This window comes from uncultured Polaribacter sp. (assembly GCF_947495205.1).
Classification (GTDB): Bacteria; Bacteroidota; Bacteroidia; order Flavobacteriales; family Flavobacteriaceae; genus Polaribacter.
In genome coordinates this window covers 72,134-98,801 of sequence record NZ_CANLXV010000013.1, presented here as the reverse complement: position 1 = coordinate 98,801, position 26,668 = coordinate 72,134, and the positions used below count along the sequence as shown (strand labels likewise).

At 30.4% G+C, this 26,668-nt stretch carries 19 protein-coding genes and 1 tRNA gene; 6 read left to right on the top strand and 14 right to left on the bottom strand.

Features of this window, described 5'->3' with window-relative positions:
• The coding region (locus Q0762_RS12420; protein WP_298767228.1) for a T9SS type A sorting domain-containing protein at positions 1-2,523 on the top strand (2,523 nt) is incomplete at its 5' end.
• Between the two features lie 90 nt (positions 2,524-2,613).
• Here the strand turns inward: Q0762_RS12420 and Q0762_RS12415 are convergent.
• The 7 genes from Q0762_RS12415 to rplM form a co-directional block, all read right to left on the bottom strand.
• The gene (locus Q0762_RS12415) at positions 2,614-4,992 is read right to left on the bottom strand and encodes an MMPL family transporter (protein ID WP_298767227.1); all 2,379 of its coding nucleotides are present in this window, start codon (positions 4,990-4,992) and stop codon (positions 2,614-2,616) included.
• A gap of 103 nt (positions 4,993-5,095) precedes the next feature.
• Positions 5,096-5,650, bottom strand: a complete 555-nt coding sequence (gene frr / locus Q0762_RS12410) for a ribosome recycling factor (RefSeq protein ID WP_298767226.1) — start codon at positions 5,648-5,650, stop codon at positions 5,096-5,098.
• A gap of 61 nt (positions 5,651-5,711) precedes the next feature.
• Positions 5,712-6,422, bottom strand: coding sequence for a UMP kinase (gene pyrH / locus Q0762_RS12405; RefSeq protein WP_298767225.1), 711 nt, complete (start codon positions 6,420-6,422; stop codon positions 5,712-5,714).
• Positions 6,423-6,605: 183 nt separating this feature from the next.
• Positions 6,606-7,571 carry a translation elongation factor Ts gene (tsf, locus tag Q0762_RS12400; RefSeq protein ID WP_298767224.1) on the bottom strand — a complete coding sequence of 322 codons (966 nt, stop codon included), beginning with the start codon at positions 7,569-7,571 and terminating at the stop codon, positions 6,606-6,608.
• Between the two features lie 48 nt (positions 7,572-7,619).
• Positions 7,620-8,402: a 30S ribosomal protein S2 gene (rpsB, locus tag Q0762_RS12395; RefSeq protein WP_298767223.1), complete on the bottom strand. Its 783-nt coding sequence runs from the start codon at positions 8,400-8,402 to the stop codon at positions 7,620-7,622.
• 180 nt (positions 8,403-8,582) lie between these two features.
• On the bottom strand, positions 8,583-8,969 hold the full coding sequence (gene rpsI, locus Q0762_RS12390; RefSeq protein ID WP_298767222.1) for a 30S ribosomal protein S9: 387 nt from the start codon (positions 8,967-8,969) through the stop codon (positions 8,583-8,585).
• Positions 8,970-8,971: 2 nt separating this feature from the next.
• A complete protein-coding gene (gene rplM / locus Q0762_RS12385; RefSeq protein ID WP_298767221.1) occupies positions 8,972-9,427 on the bottom strand; it encodes a 50S ribosomal protein L13 in 456 nt (151 codons plus the stop codon).
• Positions 9,428-9,652: 225 nt separating this feature from the next.
• Here rplM and Q0762_RS12380 point away from each other — a divergent pair, with 225 nt between their 5' ends.
• On the top strand, positions 9,653-12,301 hold the full coding sequence (locus tag Q0762_RS12380) for a DUF5916 domain-containing protein (protein WP_298767219.1): 2,649 nt from the start codon (positions 9,653-9,655) through the stop codon (positions 12,299-12,301).
• A 2-nt stretch (positions 12,302-12,303) separates the two neighbouring features.
• Here the strand turns inward: Q0762_RS12380 and Q0762_RS12375 are convergent, their stop codons facing one another.
• The 4 genes from Q0762_RS12375 to polA form a co-directional block, all read right to left on the bottom strand.
• Positions 12,304-13,971 (bottom strand): RluA family pseudouridine synthase, encoded by a 1,668-nt coding sequence (locus Q0762_RS12375; RefSeq protein WP_298767218.1) that lies wholly within the window; start codon positions 13,969-13,971, stop codon positions 12,304-12,306.
• Between the two features lie 24 nt (positions 13,972-13,995).
• The gene (locus Q0762_RS12370; RefSeq protein WP_298767217.1) at positions 13,996-14,955 is read right to left on the bottom strand and encodes an L-threonylcarbamoyladenylate synthase; all 960 of its coding nucleotides are present in this window, start codon (positions 14,953-14,955) and stop codon (positions 13,996-13,998) included.
• Between the two features lie 78 nt (positions 14,956-15,033).
• On the bottom strand, positions 15,034-15,417 hold the full coding sequence (locus tag Q0762_RS12365) for a hypothetical protein (protein WP_298767216.1): 384 nt from the start codon (positions 15,415-15,417) through the stop codon (positions 15,034-15,036).
• A 100-nt stretch (positions 15,418-15,517) separates the two neighbouring features.
• Positions 15,518-18,364, bottom strand: a complete 2,847-nt coding sequence (polA, locus tag Q0762_RS12360; RefSeq protein WP_298767215.1) for a DNA polymerase I — start codon at positions 18,362-18,364, stop codon at positions 15,518-15,520.
• Positions 18,365-18,485: 121 nt separating this feature from the next.
• Between polA and Q0762_RS12355 the strand changes: the two genes are divergently transcribed.
• From Q0762_RS12355 to Q0762_RS12345, 3 genes are all read left to right on the top strand, one after another.
• Positions 18,486-19,619 (top strand): serine hydrolase, encoded by a 1,134-nt coding sequence (locus Q0762_RS12355; RefSeq protein ID WP_298767214.1) that lies wholly within the window; start codon positions 18,486-18,488, stop codon positions 19,617-19,619.
• Between the two features lie 133 nt (positions 19,620-19,752).
• Entirely contained in the window at positions 19,753-20,973 is a 1,221-nt protein-coding gene (locus Q0762_RS12350) for a metallophosphoesterase (protein ID WP_298767213.1), read from the top strand.
• Positions 20,974-21,058: 85 nt separating this feature from the next.
• Positions 21,059-21,352, top strand: coding sequence for a thioredoxin domain-containing protein (locus tag Q0762_RS12345; RefSeq protein ID WP_298767212.1), 294 nt, complete (start codon positions 21,059-21,061; stop codon positions 21,350-21,352).
• A 27-nt stretch (positions 21,353-21,379) separates the two neighbouring features.
• Here Q0762_RS12345 and Q0762_RS12340 read toward each other — a convergent pair whose 3' ends face one another.
• A complete protein-coding gene (locus Q0762_RS12340; RefSeq protein ID WP_298767211.1) occupies positions 21,380-21,988 on the bottom strand; it encodes a polysaccharide deacetylase family protein in 609 nt (202 codons plus the stop codon).
• 37 nt (positions 21,989-22,025) lie between these two features.
• Positions 22,026-25,172 carry a DUF2723 domain-containing protein gene (locus Q0762_RS12335; RefSeq protein WP_298767210.1) on the bottom strand — a complete coding sequence of 1,049 codons (3,147 nt, stop codon included), beginning with the start codon at positions 25,170-25,172 and terminating at the stop codon, positions 22,026-22,028.
• Positions 25,173-25,340: 168 nt separating this feature from the next.
• On the opposite strand from Q0762_RS12335, the gene Q0762_RS12330 reads away from it, so the two are divergent.
• Positions 25,341-25,412 (top strand) — tRNA-Gln (locus Q0762_RS12330).
• A gap of 59 nt (positions 25,413-25,471) precedes the next feature.
• Here Q0762_RS12330 and Q0762_RS12325 read toward each other — a convergent pair.
• Positions 25,472-26,518, bottom strand: a complete 1,047-nt coding sequence (locus Q0762_RS12325; RefSeq protein WP_298767209.1) for a GntR family transcriptional regulator — start codon at positions 26,516-26,518, stop codon at positions 25,472-25,474.
• Positions 26,519-26,668 lie beyond the last annotated feature (150 nt).

Genomic DNA, 26,668 nt, shown 5'->3' with positions numbered 1-26,668 from the left:
GAGTTAAAGCCAGAGATTGGCGAGTTAAGCAAATTAACCAAATTAGATTTAACCGGTAATAACTTAACAAGTTTACCCCCAGAGATTGGTAATTTATCAAGTTTAACGTATTTAAATTTAAGTAGGAATGGGTTAACCAATTTACCAACAGGAATAGGGAATTTTGCAGTATTAGAAGAACTTAATGTATCTAATCAAATAGATAGAACAGATAATACAAAAACCTTAACGACTTTACCAGATGAAATTGGGAATATTGGGAGTTTAAAAAAGTTATATTTAAATCAAAACAAGTTAGAGAATATACCAACTACAATAGGTAATTTGGTAAATTTAGAAAATCTAAATATAGAGTATAATGCTCTAACAAGTTTACCAACAACAATTAATAATCTAACTATGTTAGATGAATTAATTGCAAATAATAATTTTATTGATGGTGTTTTAGATTTAAGCAATTTAGACGTTTTAGATAGGTTAAAATTAGAATATAATACAATTACAGGTTTAAAATTAAATTTAGCACCAACAGCTTTTAATATTAGAAGTGATAATACTTTTTCTGGTAGCTCTTATTTTAGTACAAAAAGAAATGCATTAGGTTGTATAGAAGTGCCACAAGATGAGTTAGTTTCGTGGCAATTATCTGATGCAAATGGGACGCAAAATTTTATTGACAATGGCGTAATCTATTCAGACAATTGTAGTGCAGTAACTAATAATTCCATTCCAGATAAAGAAAGAGATGCTTTAATAGCAATCTATAATAAGACAAAAGGTACAGATTGGAAAAATGATTTGTCTAGTTCATACAATGGTGTTCTTTGGGAAACAGACAACACACTAAAAAGAAATGTAGGATCATGGTATGGTGTAACTACTGCAATTATTAATGGTCAAAAACATGTAACTAAAGTTGAATTGAATTCTAATCAATTAGATGGTACAATTCCATCAGTAATTAAAAATTTAACACAATTAAAAGAATTAGAATTTAATAGTAATACAGTTTCAGAAATTGCTCTAGAAATTGGTGAGTTGGAAAATTTAGAACAATTGACCTTTACAAGGCAATATGATTCTGATAAGGCTGAATATGTTTTAAAAACAATTCCTGCAGAAATTAATAATATCACCTCTTTACGAAGATTAGATATAAGTTCTAATCAATTAGAAGGAAATTTAGATTTTTCAAACTTAATTAATTTAGATAATTTATCGGTTTCATCTAATCAAATTACAGGTTTAAAAATAGGTGTTTCACCTTCAATTTTTGATAATGGTTATGATTCTGAAAGATTGTATAGTAGAAGTTTTAGTTTTTCAAGTAATCCATATTTAAATTGTATTGCAGTGCCACAAAATACCATTTCAGATTGGGAAACAAGTTCTTTTGCTCAAAACAGACCGAATATTGTTTGGGGTCAAGATTGTACTGCTTACAATAATGTGCCACAAAATGAGATACAAGCTCTGGTAGATCTATATAATAATTTAGATGGAGCAAATTGGCGAAATAATAGTAATTGGAATGGTAATTTAGCTAAGGCACTAATAAATAATCCATACAATGCTACAAAGTGGCAAGGAGTTACCACAAAAATTGTAGATGGTGGTAAACATATTACTGATATTTCTCTATCTTCAAATCAATTAAAAGGAGCGCTTTCAGAATCTATTGGTAATCTTACTAAATTAGAAAACTTGCAATTAAGTTCTAATGAAATTACTGGAGTGTTACCTACAAATTTTGGAAACTTAACAGCCTTAAAAAGACTTTCGTTAAACAACAACCAATTTACAGGTTTGCCAACAGAAATGAATGCTTTGGTAAATTTAGAAATTGTTTATTTACAGAGTAACCAGTTGTCTAGTAAAATTCCAAATTTTACGAAAGCTGCAAATTTATCTCAACTTAATTTTAATGATAATCAATTACATTTTGGCGATTTTGAAGATGAATTCCAATATTATAAAGACAATGTTTCTTCATTTTCGTATACAGGTCAAGCAAAAGTAGGAGAGGAAAAAACCATAGATTTTGGAGATGGTTTTGATACTGTTTTTACAGCCGAAGTTCGTGGAGCTAATAATGAGTATCAATGGTATAGGAACTGGTCTAAGATAGAAGGGGCAACAGATAAAACTTATACTCTAGCTGATGCAACCCAGCAAGATGCAGCTTTTTATTACTGTGTAGTTTCTAATAGTGTTGTAAATGATTTTAATATAGAAACAGAAAGAATTACATTAAATTATGATGCTACATTATCTACAGAAGATAATGTATTAGCGCGAACATTTCAACTATATCCTAATCCAGTAGTTAATTTATTGCAAATTAGAAATTCAGAAAATATAGATATTAAAAGCATTGAAGTTTACAATACTATTGGTAAGAAAATAAAATCAATTAGAAATCCAAATCAAAGAATAGATGTATCTGAATTGGTACCTGGTATTTATCTCTTAAATATTATTACAGAAAAAGGGAAAGTAACTAAAAGAATCATGAAAAAGTAAAAAGAGTTTTTGTTAAATGTAAAAATCGGATGTTTAAAAAACATCCGATTTTTTTTATGATTATTAATTTTTTTAAACTAAATAAACTATTTATTTTATATCTTGTTTACCCTTATTCTCAGGAAAAATCTCTATTTTGGGTTCCTTAAATACTTTTTTATTCGCAATTTTTTTCTCGAATGTTAATAAAAGAGAAGGCAACAATAACAAGTTAGATATCATTGCTAAAAGTAGTGTAACAGAAACCAAACCACCTAGTGCAATTGTACCACCAAAGCTAGATAACGTAAAGGTTAAGAAGCCAAAAAACAATACTATAGAAGTATAAAACATACTTACACCTGTTTCTCTTAAAGCGGCATAAACAGATGGTTTAATTTTCCATTTGTTGGCAATTAACTCTTGCCTGTATTTTGCTAAAAAGTGAATGGTATCATCTACAGAAATACCAAAAGCAATGCTAAATACTAAAATGGTAGAAGGTTTTATTGGAATGTTAAAAAAGCCCATTAAACCTGCAGTAATTAAAAGTGGCAACATGTTAGGCACCAAAGAGATTAAAATCATTTGTGGAGATCTAAACATCCATGCCATAAAAATGGCAATTAAAAAGATAGCTAATGATAATGAAATGACTAAGTTTTTAATTAAGTAATTGGTTCCTTTTATAAAAACCAATGCTTTTCCTGTTAAAGAAACCGTATATTTTTCTGATGGAAATTCTTTATCAATTACTGTTTTTAAACGTTGTTGAATTATATCCATCTTATCTGTACCAATATCTTTCATAAACGTAGTAATACGAGCATAACGTCCTGTAGCATCTACAAAGGTTTTTAGCATACTAGCATCACTATTAGAGTTTTTATTATAAGAAAAGATATAGCCTTGTTCTTGTCTTGTTGGTAATTGGTAGTATTTAGGATTTCCTTTGTAATAAGCTTGTTTGGAGTATTTTACAATGTTAGTTACAGAGATTGGTTTAGATAATTCTGGGAAACTTTCTATAATATCATTTAGTTTTTCCATCTTCTTTAAGACAGAAAGTTTCATTACGCCTTTTTCTTTTTTGGTATCTATTAAAATTTCTAAAGGCATAATGCCACCAAATTCTTTCTCAAAGAATTTAATATCTTTATAAAATGAAGTTTTTTTAGGAATATCTTCAATTAAACTACCAGAAACGTTAATTTGATAAACGCCTATAATGCCTAAAATAATAACGATTACTGTAGTAATATAAACTGTAATTCTTTGGTTTTTTACCATTCGTTCCATCCAATCTACTACATTTTCAATCCACTTTTTTTCTAAGTGATTTAAATGTTTTTTCTTTGGAAGTGGCATAAAACTGTAAATAATTGGTATAATTAACAGTGCTAAAACAAAGATACTAATGATGTTAACAGAAGCTAAAATACCGAATTCTCTTAACAAACTACTTTTTACAAATACAAAGGTTGCAAAACCAGAGGCTGTAGTAATATTAGTCATTAATGTAGCATTACCAATTTTAGCAATTACCCTTTGTAAAGCTTTGGCTTGCATGCCATGTTTTTTTACTTCTTGTTGATATTTATTAATTAAAAAAACAGCATTGGGTACCCCAATTACAATAATTAAAGGCGGAATTAAAGCAGATAAAACAGTGATTTCATAACGGAATAAACCAATAAAACCAAAGGCCCAAGTAACACCAATCATAACTACTAAAAGTGTAATAAATGTGGCTCTAAAAGATCTGAAAAAGAAAAAGAAAATTACGGCAGTAATTAATAATGCGCCCACCACAAAAATTAAAATTTCATCTTGTATATTTTGCGCATTTAATGTTCTAATATATGGCATACCAGAAACACGAACATCTAATCCATTTTCTTTTTCAAATTTTTCAATTTTAGGAATAAGCACATCAAAAATAAAATCTCTACGTTTGGGCGTGTTTATAATTTCTTTTTTAATGTAGATGGCCGTTTGTAATGTACCAGTTTCTTTATTGAATAGTAAATTCTCATAGAAAGGCAATTTCTCAAAAAGCTCTTTTTTTATGGCATTTACTTCTTCTGCTGTTGTAGGATTCTCTTCGTAAAGTGGTTCTAAAACAAATTTTCTTTGTTTTCTATCGGCTTTTAATTTTTTTACATCAGCAATAGAAATGGTAAAATCAACTTCTTGTCTATCGTTAAATTGCGCTACTAAATTATTCCACGCATTAAATTTTTGTGGTGTAAAAACAGTAGTATCTTTTACTCCAAGAATTACTAAATTACCTTCTTCTCCAAAAATTTCTAGGAATTTGTTATACTCTAAATTGGCTTCATGGTCTTCTGGAAGTAGGTTGGCCTCAGAATAAGAAAATTGCATATACTTCATCTGTGTAGATAACAGACCTGTTGCAATAGCAATTAAAAATAAAACTAAAAAGCGGTTTCTAAGTATTAAACCGGCAGCTTTTGTCCAAAAATTCATGTAGAAAAATTTTTGCAAAGGTAGTTAAATTACTAGGGTAAGGCACAAAAAAAAAGAGTGTTTTAAAAAACACTCTTTCTTTAAAAGATATGGTTATATGAAATTATATTGTCATAATTTCTTTTTCTTTAACGGCTAATTTTTCTTCGATAACCTTTACAAATGTATCTGTTAATTTTTGCACATCATCTTCCGAAATTTTTTTCATATCGTCAGATATATCTGTTTTTTTGATGTCGTTATTCGCTTCTTTACGGGCATTTCTAATACCAACTTTAGCGTCTTCTGCTTCTGCTTTAGCTTGCTTAGCTAAACCTTTTCTGCGTTCTTCTGTTAAAGGCGGTACATTAATCATTATAATATCTCCATTATTCATAGGATTAAAACCTAAGTTGGCAAGCTGAATTGCTTTTTCAATTTCTTGTAGCATATTCTTTTCCCAAGGCTGAATGCTTAAGGTTCTAGCATCTGGCGTATTTACGTTAGCAACTTGCCCTAAAGGAGTTTGTGCACCATAATAATCTACCATAACTGTACTTAACATAGCAGGAGTTGCCCTACCTGCTCTAATAGAAACTAATTCTTTTTCTAAGTGAGCAATGGCTTTATTCATTGCTTCTTTAGCAGTGTCTAATATAAATTCTATTTCTTCGTTCATTTTAAAAATGTTTTACTGCTTCTAAAAATCCTAATTTTGGAAATTATAAAGCTGTATTTACTTAAATATTATCAACAATAGTACCAATTTTTTCTCCAGAAACCAACTTTAATAAATTTCCATTCGTATTCATATCAAAAACAATAATTGGTAATTTATTTTCTTCACTTAATGTAAAAGCAGTCATATCCATAACTTTTAAGCCTTTAGAAATAACGTCTTTAAAAGAAATACTTTCAAATTTTATGGCATTTTTATCTTTTTCTGGATCTACATTGTAAATGCCGTTTACTCGTGTACCTTTTAAAATTGCATCTGCATCTATTTCTATAGCTCTTAATACAGCAGCTGTATCTGTTGTAAAGTACGGGTTACCTGTTCCTGCACCAAAAATTACTACACGTCCTTTTTCTAAATGACGAATCGCTTTTCTTTTAATATAAGGTTCTGCAACTTCTTTAATTTCTAGAGCCGTTTGCAAACGTGTATAAACGCCTTCTTCTTCTAAGGCGCTTTGTAAGGCTAAACCATTTATACAAGTGGCTAGCATTCCCATATGATCTCCTTGCACGCGATCCATACCATTGGCTGCACCTGCAACACCTCTAAAAATGTTTCCACCGCCAATTACAATAGCAACTTCTATGCCTTTTGCAACTACTTGTTTAATTTCTTTAGCATATTCTGAGAGTCTTTTGGGGTCTATACCGTATTGTCTATCGCCCATTAAAGCTTCTCCACTGAGTTTTAAAAGAATTCTTTTGTATTGCATGTAGCTTTTTATTTTTTGAAATTCTCACTTTGGTGAGAATAAGGTTGTGCAAAATTACAGTTTCTTTTTTGAAACACAAAAAAACCTCACAATTCTATTTGTAGAATTATGAGGTTTAAAATATTTAAATTCTTAAGCTTACACTGAATTGGTTTCAGTGAATAAAGGAATTATAAGTTTGTCTTATCCTAAAGTTACTCTTTTAAAAGAAGAAACAGCAACATCACCAAATGTAGCAACATATTGTGCAACATTTTTCTTTTCATCTTTAATAAAAGCTTGGTCTAAAAGACACTGCTCTGTATCTAACGTTGTGTTATCAGAAATAAATCTTTCCATTTTACCTGGTAAGATTCTATCCCAGATTTGCTCTGGTTTTCCTTCTGCTTTCAACTCAGCTTTTGCAGCTTCTTCAGCGTTAGCTAAAACTTCTGGAGTTAATTGAGACATAGAAATAAACTGAGGTACATTTTTTAATGTTTTACCCAATCTACCTAACTCGATGTTATCTTTTTCAATCACTGCAATTCTAGCTTCAGTTTCTGCAGCTACATAAGCAGGATCAAAATCTTTGTAAGATAAAATGCTAGCACCCATAGAGGCAACTTGCATTGCAATATCTTTAGATAATTCATCTGCTTTATCTACAGCATTAGATAAACCTACTAATGCAGCAATTTTACCAATGTGTGTATAAGCACCAACATAGGCAGCACTTACTTTTTCAAAAGCAGTAATTTCTAATTTTTCTCCAATAACACCAGTTTGTTCAACTAATTTATCAGCAACTGTCATACCTCCAAAATCTGCAGCTAAGAAATCTTCTTTACTGTTGTAATTTAAAGCGATATCTGCAAACTCACCACCTAAAGCAACAAACTTTTCGTTTTTACCAACAAAGTCTGTTTCACAAGCTAATACAATTGCAACACCTTCTGTTTTTGCGTCGTTAATTCTAGTTACTGCAACACCTTCTGTAGATTCTCTATCAGCTCTTTTTGCAGCAATTTTCTGTCCTTTTTTACGTAAAACGTCTATTGCTTGATCAAAGTTACCTTCTGCTTCAACTAATGCCTTTTTACAGTCCATCATTCCAGCTCCAGTAGCTTCTCTTAATTTTTTAACATCAGCAGCACTTACTTTTACCATGTTACTTATATTTTTAAAGAAACGTAATGTTTCTAAATTGTTATTCAATTATTTTTTTTCTTCAGTAGCTTTTTCAGCAACTTCTGCTTTAGCTTCTTCTTTTACAGGAGCAGCTTTAGCTTCTTTTGTTTTTTCTTTATCTGCTTTTCTGTCAGATAAACCTTCTGCGATAGCATCAGTAACAAAAGATAATACTTTGTCTATAGACTTAGAAGCATCATCATTTGCTGGTATAACAAAATCTACCTGTCTTGGGTCAGAGTTTGTATCTACCATTGCAAAAATTGGAATGTTTAATTTTTGCGCTTCTGCAACTGCAATATGCTCTTTCTTAATGTCAATTACAAATAAAGCACCAGGTAAACGAGTCATATCAGAAATAGAACCTAAATTCTTCTCTAATTTTTCTCTCTGACGGTTAATTTGTAATTTTTCTCTTTTAGACAATGCGTCAAAAGATCCATCAGTCTTCATTCTATCAATTTGAGCCATTTTTTTAACAGCTTTTCTAATAGTAACAAAGTTTGTTAACATACCACCTGGCCATCTTTCTGTAATGAAAGGCATGTTTACAGCTTTTGCTTTTTCTGATACAATATCTTTTGCTTGCTTTTTTGTTGCAACAAATAAAATTTTACGACCAGAGTTTGCAATCTTTTTTAAAGCTTCTGAAGTCTCTTCTATTTTTGCAGCAGTTTTATACAAATCAATGATGTGTACACCATTACGTTCTGTATAAATATAAGGAGCCATGTTTGGATTCCACTTTCTTGTTAAGTGACCAAAATGTACACCATTGTCTAATAATTCTTGAATGTTTACGTTTGCCATTTTTTAAAATGTGTTTACTTTCTGTTTTTTGAAATCAATAATTAAGTAGTCTTGCGAGTCTTAACTATTTAGATACTAAACTGTTTAATATTATAATTGTGTAATAATAACAGTTCTCTGTATGGTTTAATAAATTTTGAAATACACTTAGACAAGCTATGTGTAACTTTCAAAAAAATATTAACGTTTAGAGAATTGAAATTTCTTACGTGCTTTCTTCTGACCAAATTTCTTACGTTCAACCATTCTTGGGTCTCTCGTTAATAATCCTTCTGGTTTTAAGACTGCTCTGTGATCTGCATCTATAGCAACTAATGCTCTAGTAATTGCTAAACGAATAGCTTCTGCTTGACCAGTAATACCACCACCGTAAACATTAACTTTGATATCATAAGATTCTAAGTTTTCTGTTAACATTAATGGCTGTTGTACTTTATATTGTAAAGTTCCTGTTGAAAAATAATCTTTGTAATCTTTCTTGTTTACAGTAATGTTACCTTTACCTTCATTTAAGTAAATACGAGCAACTGCTGTTTTTCTTCTACCTATTTTGTGAACTGTATCCATTATTATATAAGATCGTTAAGGTTAATAGCTTTAGGCGTTTGCCCATCTTGTTTGTGCTCAGTACCTGCATATACATACAAGTTTCTGTACAAAGCGCTACCTAAAGTATTCTTTGGTAACATACCTTTTACTGCTTTTTCGATTAATCTTGTAGGATCTTTCTCAAACATTTCTGTTGCAGTTAATGATCTTTGTCCTCCTGGGTAACCTGTGTGACGAATGTAAGATTTGTCTCTCCACTTGTTTCCAGTTAGGTTAATTTTTTCTGCGTTGATAATAACCACGTTGTCTCCACAATCTACATGAGGAGTGTAATTTGGCTTGTATTTACCTCTAATTAGTTTTGCAACTTTAGAAGCTAGACGACCCAACGTTTGACCGTCTGCATCAACTAAAACCCACTCCTTGTTTACAGTAGCGCTGTTTGCTGATACAGTTTTGTAACTTAATGTGTTCATAATTACACTTTTAGTTTTTGTTTATTAATAATTAAATTTTCCTTAAAAAAGGAGTGCAAATGTATAGTTTTTTATTTGATTGACAAATAGTGTTTTACAATAATTTTTTTGTTGAAAAAATCCGTTAAAATAGGAAGGCACGAATTAACATAAACTTAATAAAAAAGTAAACTACTTTTGTGCTTTATTTTCTTTGAAAAATTCATAAAAAATTAAGCTATTACAATGAAATTTATACATTTTTCTCTGTTTTTAAGTATTTTCTTTGCATTAAATAGTGTAACTCAAGAGTTAACGGTTGCAGAAGATATCTTCATAGAAAAACGAATTTATACTACCAACAAATTAGAAAAAGTTCCTGTAATAGATGGCCTAGTTAATGAAGATGCTTGGGATGCTGTACCATGGTCTTCAGACTTTGTAGAAAGAGTACCAGATGAAGGTACACCGCCTTTATACCAAACAAAGTTTAAGGTAATGTATGATGACAAATATTTGTACATTGCTATTCGTGCTTATGATGGCGAACCAGATTTAATAGAAAAAAGATTAAGTAGAAGAGATGGTTTTGCAGGAGACCGCGTAAATGTAATTATAGATAGTTACCATGATAAAAGAACTGCATTTGTTTTTACAACCACGGCAGCTGGGGTAAAAGGCGAAGAGTTTGTGTCTGAAAACGGTAACAATTGGGATGATAGTTGGAATCCTGTTTGGTACACAGATGCTAATGTAGATGAAAAGGGTTATACCATAGAAATGAAAATTCCTTTTAGTCAATTAAGATTTGGTAAAGCAAAAGAACAAATTTGGGGTTTTAATATTAATAGAACTATTTTTAGAGTACAAGAACGTTCGCTTTGGCAAAGAATACCTAACAATCAAGCAGGTTTTATTAGTGAAGCAGGAGAATTGCACGGTTTGGTAGATTTGCCATCACAAAAGCAATTAGAAATTCAACCTTATACTGTTTTACAATATGATAATTATCCAGCAGAAGCTGGAAATCCTTTTAGAACGGGTTCAGATTTTAAAGTAAATCTTGGTTTAGATGCTAAAATTGGTGTTACTAATGATTTAACTTTAGATTTAACCGTAAATCCAGATTTTGGTCAAGTAGAAGCAGATCCAGGAGCCATTGCTTTAGATGGTTTTCAGATTTTCTTTAGAGAACAACGCCCTTTCTTTGTAGAAAATAGAAACATTTTTGATTTTCAGTTTGCAAACGGACAAGACAATTTATTTTACAGCAGAAGAATAGGTAGAAATCCTCACAGAAGTGCAAACTTACAAGAAGGCGAATTTGCGAACGAGCCTTTAAATTCTAGAATTTTAGGTGCTGCAAAATTCTCTGGAAAAACACAAGACGGTTGGTCTTTAGGAGTTTTAGAAACAGTAACTGCTAATGAATTTGCAGAAATTAGAGAGGTAGATGGAGATACAAGAGAAGAAATTGTAGAACCGTTAACTAACTTTTTTGTTGCAAGAGCGCAGAAAGATTTTAATGAGAGAAATTCTTTTTTAGGCGCAATTTTTACGGCAACAAACAGAAGTTTAGGTGGTAATTTTAATGAATTGCATAAAGCGGCTTATTCTGGCGGAATTGATTTTCAACACAACTGGAAAAACAGAGATTACTTTTTAGACGGAAACGTAATTTTTAGTCATGTTTTAGGTAGCGCAGAAGCTATAGAAAGAACACAAAGATCTATAACGCGTTTGTTTCAAAGACCTGGTGCAACACATGTTGCTGTAGATCCTACCAGAACGTCTTTATCGGGTTCTGGTGGTAGAGTAGAGTTGGGGAAAGCAGGTGGTGGAAATTGGCGTTATAATGGTGGTGTAATTTGGCGTTCTCCAGAGTTAGAACTAAATGATGTTGGTTTTTTAAGAAATACAGACGAAGTAATACAGTTTGCAAATGCCTCTTATTTGTGGCAAATTCCTACGGAAACCTATAGAAATGCAGGTGTAAATTTAGAACAGTTAACAGAGTATGATTTTCAAGGAAATTTAAACAGGTTGCGTTTTGAAGGTTCTGGAGATATCAATTGGATTAATAATGCAAGAACAAGAATTGGTTTTGGAGCAAATTTTAAAAGATTTTCTAACTTTTTTCTAAGAGGTGGCCCAAGATGGAGACGTGCTAATAGTAGGTATGTTTTTGCTTCTTTTGGTTCTGATAATAGTAAAATTTTTAGATATTCTTTAAACTATTTAAATGTACATTCAGATGAAAATGTATTGGGTAGAAATAGGTACAGTATTGGTTTGGCATATCAACCTACAGATGCTTTAAATATTTCTTTTGAAAACGAATTTGAAATTACTAAAGATAGATCTCAGTACGTAACTGCTTTAGATACTCAAGAAGGAAGAAGGTATATTTTAGGGAATATTAAAAACGACCAATTTACTTCTACATTAAGGTTTACTTATAGCATCAATCCAGATTTTTCCATTCAGTTTTATGGCCAACCTTTTATTTCTAGAGGAAGGTTTTCTAACTTTAATTTTGTAAATGAAGCTACAGCAGAAAAGTTTACAGATCGTGTAAATTTTTATGATGAAAACCAAATTCAAGAAGTTACAAATACTTCAGGTAGTTCCATTTTTAGTGTTGATGAAAATAGAGATCAAATAGAAGATTATAGTTTTAATAATCCTAATTTTTCTTTTGCACAATTGCAAACCAATTTAGTTGTTCGTTGGGAATATATACCAGGTTCTGAGTTGTTTTTTGTTTGGGCTAGAGGTTCTGTTGGTAACACAAATACAAGAGATTCTTTATCTGACGGAATTAGAGAACAGGTGTTTAATACACCAGCAGAAGATACTTTTTTAATAAAGGCTACGTACAGATTTGTAAGATAATTTTAGAAGTTGGGTTCAATACTAAAACTCATTTTTTCTCTTGTTGATGGATGTAAAAAACTAATAAATTCTGCATGTAAATGCAATCTGTTTTGTTTTTTACCATACAAATCGTCTCCAATTATGGGAGTGTTTAATCCGTTTTTATGCGCTGCATGCACTCTTAATTGATGCGTTCTTCCTGTTATTGGATAAAAATAAATTCGGGTTTTGTTGTTTTTTCTTTCAATAACTTCATAATATGTTTCTGCAGGTTTACCATGTTCAAAACACACCAATTGTTTAGGTCTATCTTCTAAATCTACGCGCAAAGGTAAATTTATAGTGCCTTTTTCTTTGTTAATTGTGCCATCTAATAAAGCAACATAGCGTTTTTTAATCGTTCTATTTATAAACTGACTTTGTAGTATTTTGTTAGCTTCTTTGGTTTTGGTTAAAACTAAAATACCAGAAGTAGACATGTCTAAACGATGCACAATTAAAGGACCAGTTGCATTGGGATATTTTTCTTTAATTCTAGTGTAAACAGAATCTGTTAATTCTTTGCCAGGAACCGATAAAAATTCAGCAGGTTTGTTAACAACAAGAATGGCATCATCTTCAAAAATAATTTCTAAATTTAAATTGTCAGCAGCTTGTTTTAGCAGTAAATTCTCATCCATTTTAATGCCTTTTAGCATGTGATTTAAAATGGGTTTACATCTGCTTTGGCAAGCAGGATAATAATTTTTATGCTTTCTAATTGCCGAGTTTGGTGAAATTCCCCACCAAAACTCTGCCATGCAAACAGGTTTTAAATTGTTTAAAAAAGCAAATTGTAAAAGTTTAGGAGCTGCACATTCTCCAGCACCTGCAGGTGGTTTTATTTCAGGATTATTAAAAATAGCAATTAACGCTTTGCTTTCTTTTTGTTGATTTAGAAATTGAAACTTCTCAAATAATGTGTGTTGTAAATTTGCAGAAATTCTTTTGCGTTCACTTTTTAAGAAAGCAATTTTTTCTTCTAAGTTATTGAGTTTTGTTTTGTCTTTGGCAATTTTATCATCATAATAAATTACCAACTCTTTATAAAAAAACTGATCATTAAAACTTTCTTGCGCTAATGTTTGAAGTAAGGCTTTAAAATCTTTTTCAGAAAGCGTTATTGCGCCTTCTTTTTTACGAGCTTTTCTGTTTTTTTTAGCAGCTTTCATTTTTTTTCGCTGAAATGCTAAATCTTCTTCAATAGTTTTAGTTCGTTTATAAACTCTTTTTTTAAGTTTTAAAAAATCAATATTATTTTCTAAAGCAACTAATTGTTCACTTAATTTTTCTATTTCAATTTCTCCTTTTCTGTAGAAACTATTTTTACTTCTTAAATTAAAAACATGCGGAACAAAATAATCCGGACAAGATTCATCTTCTAATTTTCCGGAAAAGGCAGCTAAAAAGCCAAAATTGTTATTTAAATCTTTAACTACTAAAACACCAAACATTTTACCAATAGCATTTGCTTTATCTTTAGCAAAACCAAAATTGTGTGTAAAATCTTTTTGATGTTCTAAATAGTCTTGCAATTGTTTTGTTGCAAGTTTTGCTAATGCATGTGGTTGATAATAAAAAGGAAACGTAAATTTTTCTGGAGGTTTTATTCCAGAAATATCAGTTGAAAAGGAATGCAGTTGTTTCAATAAAAAGATATTAAGTAAATAAAACTAACTACTAAAAGTAGCTCTTTGCAAACGGTCGTTTATTGATTTTCCCAAACCATCTTCTGTAAAACGTTCTGCAATAATTACATCTAAATTTAAATGATCTAAAGTATGCATGGTGTCGTATAATTTTGCGGCGGCTTCTTTTTTAGAACCTTTTTCAGACAAAATAAATTCTGTAACATTTGCATTGTTTACGGATTTTTCAAATACAATAACACCTATTTTTTTATGACGATGTTTTGCAATTTCATAATTTACATCATCAACTAAAAAAGTAGTAGTTTGTGGTGCATAATGTCTTGCCAACATTCCAGGAGCATCTGGTTTGTCTTCTTTTTTGTTTTTTACTTCAATTTTACCAATAACAGCCTCAATATCTTCTAAAGCCAAAGCACCCAATCTATAAATTACAGGGACTTCATTTTCAAAACCAATTATGGTAGATTCTATTCCGTTTTGGCAAGCACCACCATCTAAAACCATTGGAAGTTGGTTTTTAAAATAATTTGCTACGTGTTTTGCTTTTGTGGGGCTAATGCTCCCAAAAGGATTTGCACTGGGCGCAGCCAAAGGAAAAGGCAATTGTTTTAATAATTCTAAAGTTACAGGATGATTTGGCACACGAACAGCAACAGTATCTTTACCAGCGGTTATTAAATCTGGAATGTTTTTGTGTTTTTTTAAAACTAAAGTCATAGCACCTGGCCAGAAAGCATTTGCTAATAATTTTGCTTTTTCAGGAATATGCGTTACAATTCCGTTTAAACTTGCCACAGAAGGCACATGCACAATTAACGGGTTAAAAAACGGACGCTTTTTGGTTGCAAAAATACTTTTAATGGCTTTTTCGCTAAAAATATTTCCTGCTAAACCATAAACGGTTTCTGTTGGTATGGCAACCAAATGTTCTTCGTTTAATAATTGTACCGCTTTTTGTATGTCTTTAGAAATAATGCTCATAATTCAATCGCAAAATTACAATTAATTTAAAGAATTTTAAACAGATTAATTCTTGTTCAATTTTAAGTATAAATTCTTTTAAATAGCAGTTGCATAAGGTGCAAATAATAAATCTGTTGGTGTATCTAAATCATATAAATATTGGTGTGCTTTGGTTTCTTTAGCACAAAAAGGCGCTAAAAGACGTAACATTTCTTTAAAACCGTTTAAAGTTAAAATACAAAAAAAGGTTTGGTTGTCTTTGGTTAAAATGCCTTCATCGGTTTTAAATAAACCAAAAATTAAATTGTAATCTTCTGTATTTATAAAATCAATTTGAGATAAATCTAATTTTTGTTTTTGCTCAATAACTACATTTTGAATTAAATCTCTAAATTGTATGGCTTGTGCTTTATCAAAATCAAACAAACGAACAATGTTTTCATTTAATCCGTTATAATTGTCTATATAATCTAGTTCCATTTTTTGTACTGAACTTGTTTAGTATCTTATAATTCTACTTTCTTTGCTGTTTTTTTAGTTGATTTTTTCAGAAAAACTGATAACTAAAAAATCAAAAAAATTAATGCGCTTCCAACCAATTTTGTCCAATTCCCATTTCAACATCTAATGGCACACTCATTTTAAAGGCGTTTTCCATTTCTTGTTTAATAATTGGTTTTATAATTTCTAATTCGTCTTTATGCGCGTCAAAAACCAATTCATCATGCACTTGCAATAACATTTTCGATTTAAAATTTTCTGTTTCAAAACGCTTGTGAATATGTATCATTGCCAATTTAATAATATCTGCTGCAGAACCTTGTATAGGTGCATTTACAGCGTTTCTTTCTGCGCCAGATCTAACCATTGCATTTCTAGAATTAATATCTTTTAAATACCTACGTCTGTTTAAAACAGTTTCTACATAACCATGTTTTCTGGCAAAGGCTACCTGTTTTGTCATGTATGCTTTTAATTTTGGATAGGTTTCATAATACGTGTCTATTAATTCTTTTGCTTCTCCTCTAGATAAGTTGGTTTGGTTGCTTAAACCAAATGCAGAAACACCATAAACAATACCAAAATTAACCGTTTTTGCATTGCTACGTTGTTCTCTAGTAACTTCCTGTAAAGGAACATTAAATACTTTTGCAGCAGTAGAAGCATGAATGTCTTCTCCGTTTTTAAAAGCATTAATCATATTTTCTTCTTCACTTACAGCAGCAATAATTCTTAATTCTATTTGAGAATAATCTGCAGCTAATAAAACATAATTTTCGTCTCTTGGCACAAACGCTTTTCTAACTTCTCTACCACGTGCAGTTCTAATAGGAATGTTTTGTAAATTAGGATTGTTAGAACTTAAACGGCCAGTGGCAGCAACAGCTTGCATGTATTGTGTATGCACTCTGCCAGTTTTTGGATTAATCTCATTTGGTAAAGCATCTACATAGGTGCTTTGTAGTTTTTTATACTGACGGTATTCTTGTATATTTCTTATAATTTCGTGTTCTTTCGCTAAAGCGGATAAAATATCTTCTCCGGTTTTGTATTGCCCAGTTTTTGTTTTTTTTGGTTTTTTTACCAACGCTAGTTTTTCAAAAAGTACAATACCTAATTGTTTTGGCGATGCAATATTAAATTCCTCACCAGCTTCTTGGTAAATTGCTTTTTCTAACCTGTTAATGTCTTCTGTTAGAGCAGTTGAAAGTGTTTTTAGAAAGTCTGTATTTAGGTTAATTCCTTCAATTTCCATTGCTGTTAAAACAGATACCAATGGCAACTCAATCTCATTAAATAATTTTGTAACGTTACCACTTTCTAATTCTCCCGAAAAAATTTGTTTCAATTGAAAGGTAATATCTGCATCTTCTACAGCGTATTCTGTTTGTTCTTTTAAAGGAACAACACGCATAGAAAGCTGGTTTTTTCCTTTTTTACCAATTAAATCTGTTATAGAAACGGGTTGATAATTTAAATAGGTTTCCGCTAAAACATCCATATTATGGCGCATATCAGGATTAATAAGATAATGCGCAATCATGGTGTCAAATAATTTTCCTTTTACAGGAATATTATAATTGGATAATACTTTGATATCGTATTTTAAATTATGTCCTACTTTTTCAATTGCTGAGGTAAAAAATGGTCTAAATTCTTCTAAAATTGCTTGTGTTTCTTCTTGATTTTCTGGAAAAGAGACGTAGTAACCTTTGCCAATTTCAAAAGAAAATGCAATACCAATTAACTCAACTTCTAAAGCTTTTAAACCAGTAGTTTCCGTATCAAAACAAACCGAAGTTTGTTGCATTAATTTCTGAATTAATAGTTTTCTAGAAAATGGAGAATCTATATGTTGATAAAAATGATCTGTATTTGCAATGGTTTTAAAGCCACTTGCTAATTCTGTTTCTGAAACATTACCAGCACCAGGCGTTGCAAATAAATCAAATTGTCCTTCTGTAGTTTTGGGTTTAGATTTTTCAACTTCGCTAGCAATAACATTAGCACTGTCTTCAACAGAATTTACTCTTGCTACATTTTTTACTGCAAATGTTTTTAGGAAATTGGTTAATAAATTCCTGAATTCTAATTCGTTAAAAAGTTCGGTTACCTTTTCTGTATCGGGTTGTTCTAACTCAAAATCTTCGGCATTAAAAGTTACAGGAACATCTAACATTATAGTAGCTAGTTTTTTAGAAAGTAACCCTAATTCGCCATTGGCTTCTAATTTTTCCTTCATTTTACCTTTTAACTCATGCGTGTTTGCTAAAAGGTTTTCCATAGAACCATAAGCGGCTAAAAACTTTTTTGCAGTTTTTTCTCCAACACCAGGCAAACCAGGAATGTTATCTGCAGAATCTCCCATCATTCCTAAAAAGTCAATTACTTGCTCTGGCTTTTCTACACCAAATTTTTCTTGTACTTCTGGCACACCCCAAATGTCATAACCACCGCCAAAACGTGGTTTATACATAAAAATATTTTCAGAAACCAATTGTGCAAAATCTTTATCTGGTGTAACCATATAGGTTTTATAACCTTCTTTTTCTGCTTGTTTAGAAAGTGTTCCAATAACATCATCTGCCTCAAAACCTTCTTTAACCATTATGGGAATATGCATGGCATTTAAAATCTCATAAATATAAGGTATTGCTAATTTTATGGCTTCTGGGGTTTCATCTCTATTGGCTTTGTAAGCTTCAAACATTTCTACTCTATCTGTGCTTCCACCTTTGTCAAAACAAACGGCTAACTTATCTGGTCTTTCGCGTTTAATTACGTCTAAAAGCGAGTTCATAAAACCCATAATTGCAGAGGTGTCTAAACCTTTAGAGTTTATTCTTGGGTTTTTTATAAAGGCATAATATCCTCTAAAAATTAGTGCGTAAGCATCTACTAAAAAAACTCTTTTTTGATCTGACATTGTATTTTATATTGAGATCGATAAAATTACGAAATATAACGTCCATATAAAAAAAAATGAAGAAATTTGAAACAAGGGATTCAAACCAATATTTGACACTTTAAAAACAAAAAATATTTCTATGAAGCTTTTTTGGAAAATAACAATTGCTTTAACATTAGCACTTTTAATTGGGGTTGGAGTTGTTGGTTTTTGGTTTTACAATAAAATGTTAAAGGTTGATGTTTTAGAAGTTGTGGAGACGGACTCTGAGCAACAAAAAATTGATAAAGCACAAAAATGGTTAGCAAAACTTCAAAAAGAAAATAAATTTAATGGCGCAGTTTTGTTGATTAAGAATGATTCTATTTTATTAAAAGAAACATTTGGTTTTACAGATTTTAAAAGAGATAAAAAATTAAGCCATCAATCTTCTTTTAGGTTAGCTTCACTTTCTAAACAGTTTACAGCAGTAGGAATAATGTTGTTAAAAGAACAAGGAAAGTTAGCTTTTGATGATGCCATTACCAAATATTTGCCAAATTTGCCGTATAATAAGGTAACCATAAGAAATTTATTAAATAATACTTCTGGAATACCAGATGTTTACATGAATTTTTCTGAGACTAAAAAAGAAAAAACAGGAGATTTTTTAACAATTAAAAAAATGATTTCATTTCTAGGTGAAGATAATTTCCCCTTAGAAAATGCACCCAATGAAGTTTATAAATACAACAATACAGGTTATGTGCTATTGGCAGGCATTATTGAGGTAATTTCGCAACAAACGTTTGAAACCTTTATGCAAAAAGAGTTGTTTGATAAATTAAACATGAAAAACACTCGGGTTTGGAACTTAGCGTCTAAAGATTTAGATTTTACCAATAAAACTGGTTCTTTTTTTAATTTTTCAGGTAATATTTCAGAATTAAAACCTGGAGTTTTAGATGGTGTTGCTGGAGATGGCGGAGTTTTTAGTGCAATTGATGATTTTGTGATTTGGAATAAATTTTGGAGCTCAAATAGTTTATTGTCTCAACAAACCATGAATGAAGCCTTTAAAAAACCAATTCTTAATAATGGAACAGCATCTAATTATGGTTTTGGATGGGTAGTTTTAAACCCTGTTGCACATTCTCACGACGGCTCTTGGTTGGGCGCAAGAACGCTAATTATTAGAAATGAACAACTAAAAAACTGCATGGTAATTCTTGATAATTCTTCTAGTTTGGTTATACATAAGATGAGTGCAGAATTGGTAAAAGTTTTAAAGTGAAGAAAATTTTAGCAAGATTTTTAAGAGAGATATCAAATATTAATGACCTAGTTTTCATTGTTTTTTGTTAAAGTCTTCCAAAAATAAAATCTTTACCTATTTATTAGAACTAAATTTGTAAAAAATAAATTTTATGCCACGTTGGTTAATTCCTGTATTGCTCTTAATTGTACTTATTGTTGCAGTAGAATTCTACACATTTCAAGCTTTTAAAACCATTTCTAAGAATAAAATTATTCGTTTTTCTTTTGTGGCAATAAGTATTGCAGTGTATCTCAACTTTTTTTTTACGTTAATTACTTATGATAGAAGCAATGGGCAAACACCACAATTTCAAATGGCAATGGGTTTATTGCTTACCATTTCTATACCAAAATTGGTGGTTATTTTAGTGCTTTTTGGAGAAGATATCTATAGAGGTGTTTTAAAGTTGATAACTACAATGACAGGAGAAACAAAACCATTAGTAGGTAGAAGAAAATTTGTTTCACAAATTGCATTAGGTTTAGCAGCCATACCTTTTGCAAGTTTTATTTATGGCATTATACAGGGTAAATACAATTACAAAGTTTTAAAATACCAGTTGAGTTTTAAAGATTTGCCAGAGGCTTTTAATGGTTTTACCATTACACAAATATCAGACATACATTCTGGAAGTTTTACGAATAAAGAAAAAATACAATATGGTGTAGATTTAATTAATCAACAAAAATCTGATGTGATTTTATTTACAGGAGATATTGTAAATAATAAAGCAGATGAAATGGATAATTGGTTGAATGTTTTTGACAAGTTAAAAGCAAAAGATGGTAAATATTCTGTGTTAGGAAACCACGATTATGGAGATTATATGGATTGGGAAAGCCCACAAGATAAAATAGCTAATTTTAAAAAGGTAAAAGAAATTCATCAAAAAATTGGTTTTGATTTATTGCTAGATGAACACAGATATTTAGAAAAAGATGGACAAAAAATAGCACTTTTAGGAGTAGAAAATTGGGGAAAAGGTTTTAACAAGGCTGGAGATTTGCAAAAAGCATCAAAAAATATTAAAAAAGAAGATTTTAAAATATTAATGTCTCATGACCCAAGCCACTGGCAGGAAAAAGTAAAAAAAGATGCTTTAAATTATCAACTTACATTAAGTGGCCATACACATGGTTTACAAATGGGTATAGAAATTCCGGGTTGGTTTAAATTTAGTCCGTCGCAATTTGTTTACAAACAATGGGCAGGTTTGTATGAAGAAGCGGGCAGGTATATAAATGTAAACCGTGGTTTTGGTTATCATGCATTTCCTGGTAGAGTAGGTATTTGGCCAGAAATTACGGTTATAGAACTTAAAAAAGCTTGATTATAAGGTTTTTACATAAGATTTATTATATTTGTTGTAATTACAACTTTATTTTTTAACATTTCCCCCTTTAAATTTATACGAAATGACAAAATTTGGAGAGCTAATTTCCGTAGAAAAACCAGTTTTATTAGACTTTTATAAAAATTGGGAAGATGCAGAGCGTAATGTAAGTGTTTTGCGAAATATTGTAAAAGTTTTAGGAAATAAAGCTAAAGTTATTAAGATTGATATTTCTAAAAATGAACTACTTGCAGATGCGTTAGGTATTAAGGTAAACCCTACGTTTATGATCTATAAACAAGGAGAAATGAAATGGAGAGAAACCGGTTATTTAGATGAAAGCACCTTATTAAATATGGTGCAACAATTTATATAAACCTTTGTACTCTTTTTAGTATTTGTTTTATTCAATTGCTTTAAAAGTAAAACCTTTTTCAGCAAATTCTTTTAATATTTTAGGTAATACAAAACAAAGCTTTTTGAAAGCTTTATCGCTGTCATGAAATACTAGTATGCTACCGTTTTCTGTATTTTGTACTACATTTTTTAAACAATTTTCTTTAGTAATAGTAGTATCAAAATCTGCGGAAAGCACAGACCACATTATAATTTTATAACCTTTTTTAATGAGTTGTTTTGCTTGTTTGTTTTTAATTTTACCATAAGGTGGTCTAAATAATTTTTCCTTGGTTGGTTTCTGGTTAAATTGTTGAATTGTTTCTTCACACCTTAAAACATTATCAATATAATTTGCAGTATTGCTTTGCCAACCATTTGCATGATTTTGTGTGTGATTGCCTATTGTATGGCCTTCTGTAATTATTTTTCTAAATAAAGATGGATGATGCTGTATGTTTTTCCCGATACAAAAAAAAGTAGCTTTTGCTTCGTATTTTTTAAGTTCTTCTAGGACAAATGTTGTTACTTTTGGTGTTGGGCCATCATCAAAAGTTAAAAAAATTTCTTTTTTTTTGGTTGAAAAACGCCAAATGTAGCTAGAGAAAAATCTCATAACTATAAGTGGCGTTTTTGGTAAATAGAATTTCAATTTATTCTTTTATATATTCAACATCTGTAGGTTTTTCTTCTTCGGTATCTGGCATTAAATCACTAAATAGATTTAGTGTTGCCATAAATTCTTGCTGAATGTTAGATACAAAAGCTTTGTTTTTACTGCCTCTTTCTGTTTGATCTATTAGATTTTTAAACATGTATAAAGAGGTGTCTATTTCATCAAAAATTGCTTCATTTTGAATGTCATCAAAAGTACTTAGCCAAACTAATTTTTCTTTAATTAAGCGCATTAAAGTATTTGTGGTTTGCTCTGCTTTTTCTACTTCACCCAAATTATAATACATTTCTGGATATCCTAAAGACAAACTATAATGATCAAAATCTTCTATAGGCATTTTGTTTAAAGATAAATCTAAAACTTCTATTGCTTTTATGGTATCTCCTTCTTTAGAAAAGGCTTCAGACAAACGCATTAAGCTATTTCTTAACGAAATTGCATTTCTTTTGGTTTGTTCATCTAAATAAATTTCTCCGCTATTTATGTTTCTCCATTCTAATTTCTGAATGTTAGTATACATTTTTTTGGTATCTATTCTACCAATATCAAATAAACTAACTTCTCTTGGTCTTCCATTGGCATCTAAATATTTTGCTGGTGTTCTAATAGGTACCAATTTAAAAGCTAAACCGTCTAATTGTAGATAATCTTTTAACCAAATGTATTCTTCGTCGGCATTTGCACCACCTGTAAAATAAATAGGCCTAACCCAATCGTTATTTGCTAAAATATCTAGCATTAAAATTCGGTTTTTTGTTAAACCTCTGTCTATTGTAATGTCTATATAAGGTACAATTTTGTCTGCATCTTCTGGTTTTACAACTCCGTTTTTTAAAACATTTTCTTTATTAACTGGGATTCTAATTTTATTAGCAGGTAATATTTTTTCTGGGATTCCATTATCATCTAAATCATAGAAAGTACGTTTGTTATCACTTTCTATCCAACGCATAAAATCACTAATAGAAATAACAGAATCTTTAGGTACTGCTTTTAATTCGTCAAAATAATAAGCTACATCTAAACTACCATATTTGTATTTTTCATGTGTTAATTGTGATGGTATTGGAGGTGCATCATAAGTAGCGCGTTTCATTTGATCTATATACCAATCTGTTGCAAAAAGACTTGTGTTTACCAATTTTACATCGGTTCTAATGCCTTCTACTTCTTGCATATACCAAAGCGGAAAAGTATCATTATCTCCTATGGTAAACATTATGGCATTTTTATCTGTACTTTCTATATAAGCTTGCGCGTTTAATCGGGTTGTGTATCTATTGCCTCTATCATGGTCGTCCCAATTTTGGGAAGCCATTAAAGTAGGCACCGCTAAAAGTGAAACAATGCTTACAGCAATTGCGATGGTTTTTGGGTTGGCATATTTTTTTAAATATTCAAATAAAGCTAAAACTCCAAAGCCTATCCATATTGCAAAAATGTAGAAACTACCCACTACTGCATAATCTCTTTCTCTAGGTTCAAAAGGTTTAGGGTTGGTGTAAAAGATAATTGCTGCTCCAGTAAAAAGGAAAAATAATAAAAGAACAAAGAAATTTTCTTTATCCCATTGTATTTGAAATAGTAAACCAATTAGTCCTAAAATTAGTGGTAAAAAGTAGTATTTGTTGCGTCCTTTATTTTCTAAAACCTGACTTGGTAATTGTTTTTGAGATCCTAAACGTAACTCGTCAATAGCATCTATACCACTAAGCCAATTTCCATTAAAAATGTCTAATCTACCTTGTATATCATTTTGTCTTCCAACAAAATTCCACATAAAATAACGGCCATACATGTAACCAAATTGGAAACTCATCATAAACTTGATGTTTTCTGCAAAGGTTGGTCTTCTTTTAGATTTTGCAGGGATGCCAGCAATGGCTTTGTACATTTTTTCTGATGCAGGATTCACCATTCTAGGAATAAAACCTTTATGCTTACTAGACCAATTACGGTTTACATTTTTATATTGATTTACAATTACATATTTGCCATTTTGTTTTTCATATTTTGGTTTGTCATCTGTAAAAGGTTGTTCTGGATCTACATTATTATTGTAAGTGTTAGAATAATAGGTGTCATAAAAAACATTAGCATCGCCATATTGTTCTCTTTCATAATAGGCAAGTAATTCTCTTGCACTAGAAGGATTGTTCTCGTTAATTGTAGTATTTGCATTTGCTCTAATAGGAAGCATCATCCAAGAAGAAAAACCTATCATTATAAACAATACAGATAAAATTAGTGTATTTGCATGTACTTTGTTTTTTTTGCGCGTTTGCTTTAATCCGAAGTAAAAAAGAGCTACTAATATAATTCCTGCTATTATAGAACCTGAATTGTACGGTAAACCAATTGTATTTATAAAGAACAACTCAGAAGCACTAAAGAATTTTAACGTAAATGGAAACAGAAATTTAAACACAAAAGCTAATACCAATACAGAAATAATAGTTGCTATTGCTGTAGTTTTAATGTTGATGTTTTTATAGGTTTTAAAGAAATACAACATTACAATTGCAGGTATAACCAATAAAGAAAGAATGTGTACTCCAAAAGATAAACCTACTACAAAACTTATTAAGATTAACCATTTGTTACCTCTTGCAGTATAAATTTCGCTCTCCCATTTTAAGCCTAACCAAAATAATAATGCCATTAAAAAAGACGACATTGCATATACTTCACCTTCTACAGCACTAAACCAAAAACTGTCTGAAAAAGTATAGGCTAGAGCACCTACAACACTACTTCCTAAAATAGCTATTTGGCTACCAATGTTAATTTCACTTGTTTTATTTGCAAGTTTTTCAGCTAAGTTTGTAATTGTCCAAAACATGAACAATATGGTAAATGCACTGGCCAGGGCAGACATGAAATTTACCATTTTTGCAATTTCTGAAACATCTGAGGTAAACATTGCAAAAAACGCACCTAACATCTGAAAAAGAGGTGCACCTGGTGGGTGACCAACTTGTAGTTTAATGGCAGTTGCAATATATTCTCCAACATCCCATGAGCTTACCGTTGGTTCTATGGTTAAGCCATAAGTAATTAATGCAATAACAAAAGTTAACCATCCTAAAATGATGTTCCACTTTTTAAAGTTGTTTGGTGTCATAAATAAACAAATAATGTGGGGCGAATTTAATAATAAATCTGAAGAAAAGGATGATTTAAGTTTTTATAGGTTTTAAATTGCTCACAAAACTTTGTTAAATTCAAAATTTTTAAAAAAATACTTGCAAGTTTAAAAGAATAGATTAAATTTGCACCCGCATAAAAGCATTGGCCTATGGTGTAATTGGTAACACACCGGTTTTTGGTACCGACATTCAAGGTTCGAGTCCTTGTAGGCCAACTAAAAAAGCTCAAAATCTTTAAGATTTTGAGCTTTTTATTTGAAAATTCTTTTTTACTTTACAAAGACTCCCTATCAATAAAATTAAAAGGTACTTTTATTTTCTTATTCGTTTTATCTAGTATCATTTTTGCAGCTGTTTCTCCCATTACCTTAAAATCTGTAGAAATTACAGTAATTCCTAAAAGTTCTTTTAAAGGAGTATCATTATATGAAATTATACCCACATCAGTACCTAATTTAAACTCATCTTCTCTTACTTGTTTTACTAAGTTTACAAGATCTTCTTCTTCTATGGTAACAAATAAATCGCCCTTTTTAATAACCATATCTTGATAAATCTTTTCTATAACTTCAAAATCTAAATCATGTTCTACGCAAAACTTTCTAAAACCGTGTAAAATTCTTTTAGGGTAAGGGTAAATTGCTTTTTTAGGGTAAACTAGCATTATTTTTTTGTATTTCTTAATTTTAGCAATCCCTTTATTTAATGCATCATAAATATCATTTTCAAAATCTTGGTAAATTTGAGTTATTTTTGCATTAGGTACAGATTTTGCGTTGTCTAAAATTACCAATTTCTCTTTTGGTATTAGTTTTAATGCATCTATAACTTTTTCTGTTAAACTAATATGTTTAAAATCATTCGTTTTAAAATGCGGCATTATTACAAAATAGTCATAAGCGCCTTTGTTTTTTTCAATTAAGTTTAAAAATAGTGCCTCATTACAATGGTAAATATGCAAGTCCGTATGAGCATTAGCTCCTATGCTGTTTATGAAATAATTGTAAGTCCTTAGTTTGTAAGAGCTTAGTTTGTTTATTAAAAATAAGATGTTAATTTTAGAAATTAATTTAGTTCTAGAAATATAAAACCCTTTACCCCTAATAGAAACTATTATTTTACGTTCTTTTAAAATGCTGTAAGCTTTTTCAACAGTGTCTCTAGATAAATAAAACTCTTCGCTAAACACATTTATGGAAGGTATTTTTTCATCCATTTTTAGATTTCCCTCAGAAATATTATGAATAATAGAATCTATTATTTGTTGGTATTTAGGAATTCTAGAATTTTCATCTATGCTTATTAATTTTATTAAATTCATAGTGTTATTGTTAACGACAGTCAAATATTATTAAAACTTGTGTAATAACCAAGTAAAATACACTCTTTATTGTCAAGTATTTTCTTAATTTCTTACACTAAAGGGAATCAAAAGTTAAAATTTTAACTCAGTTTTGCATTTTACGGCATA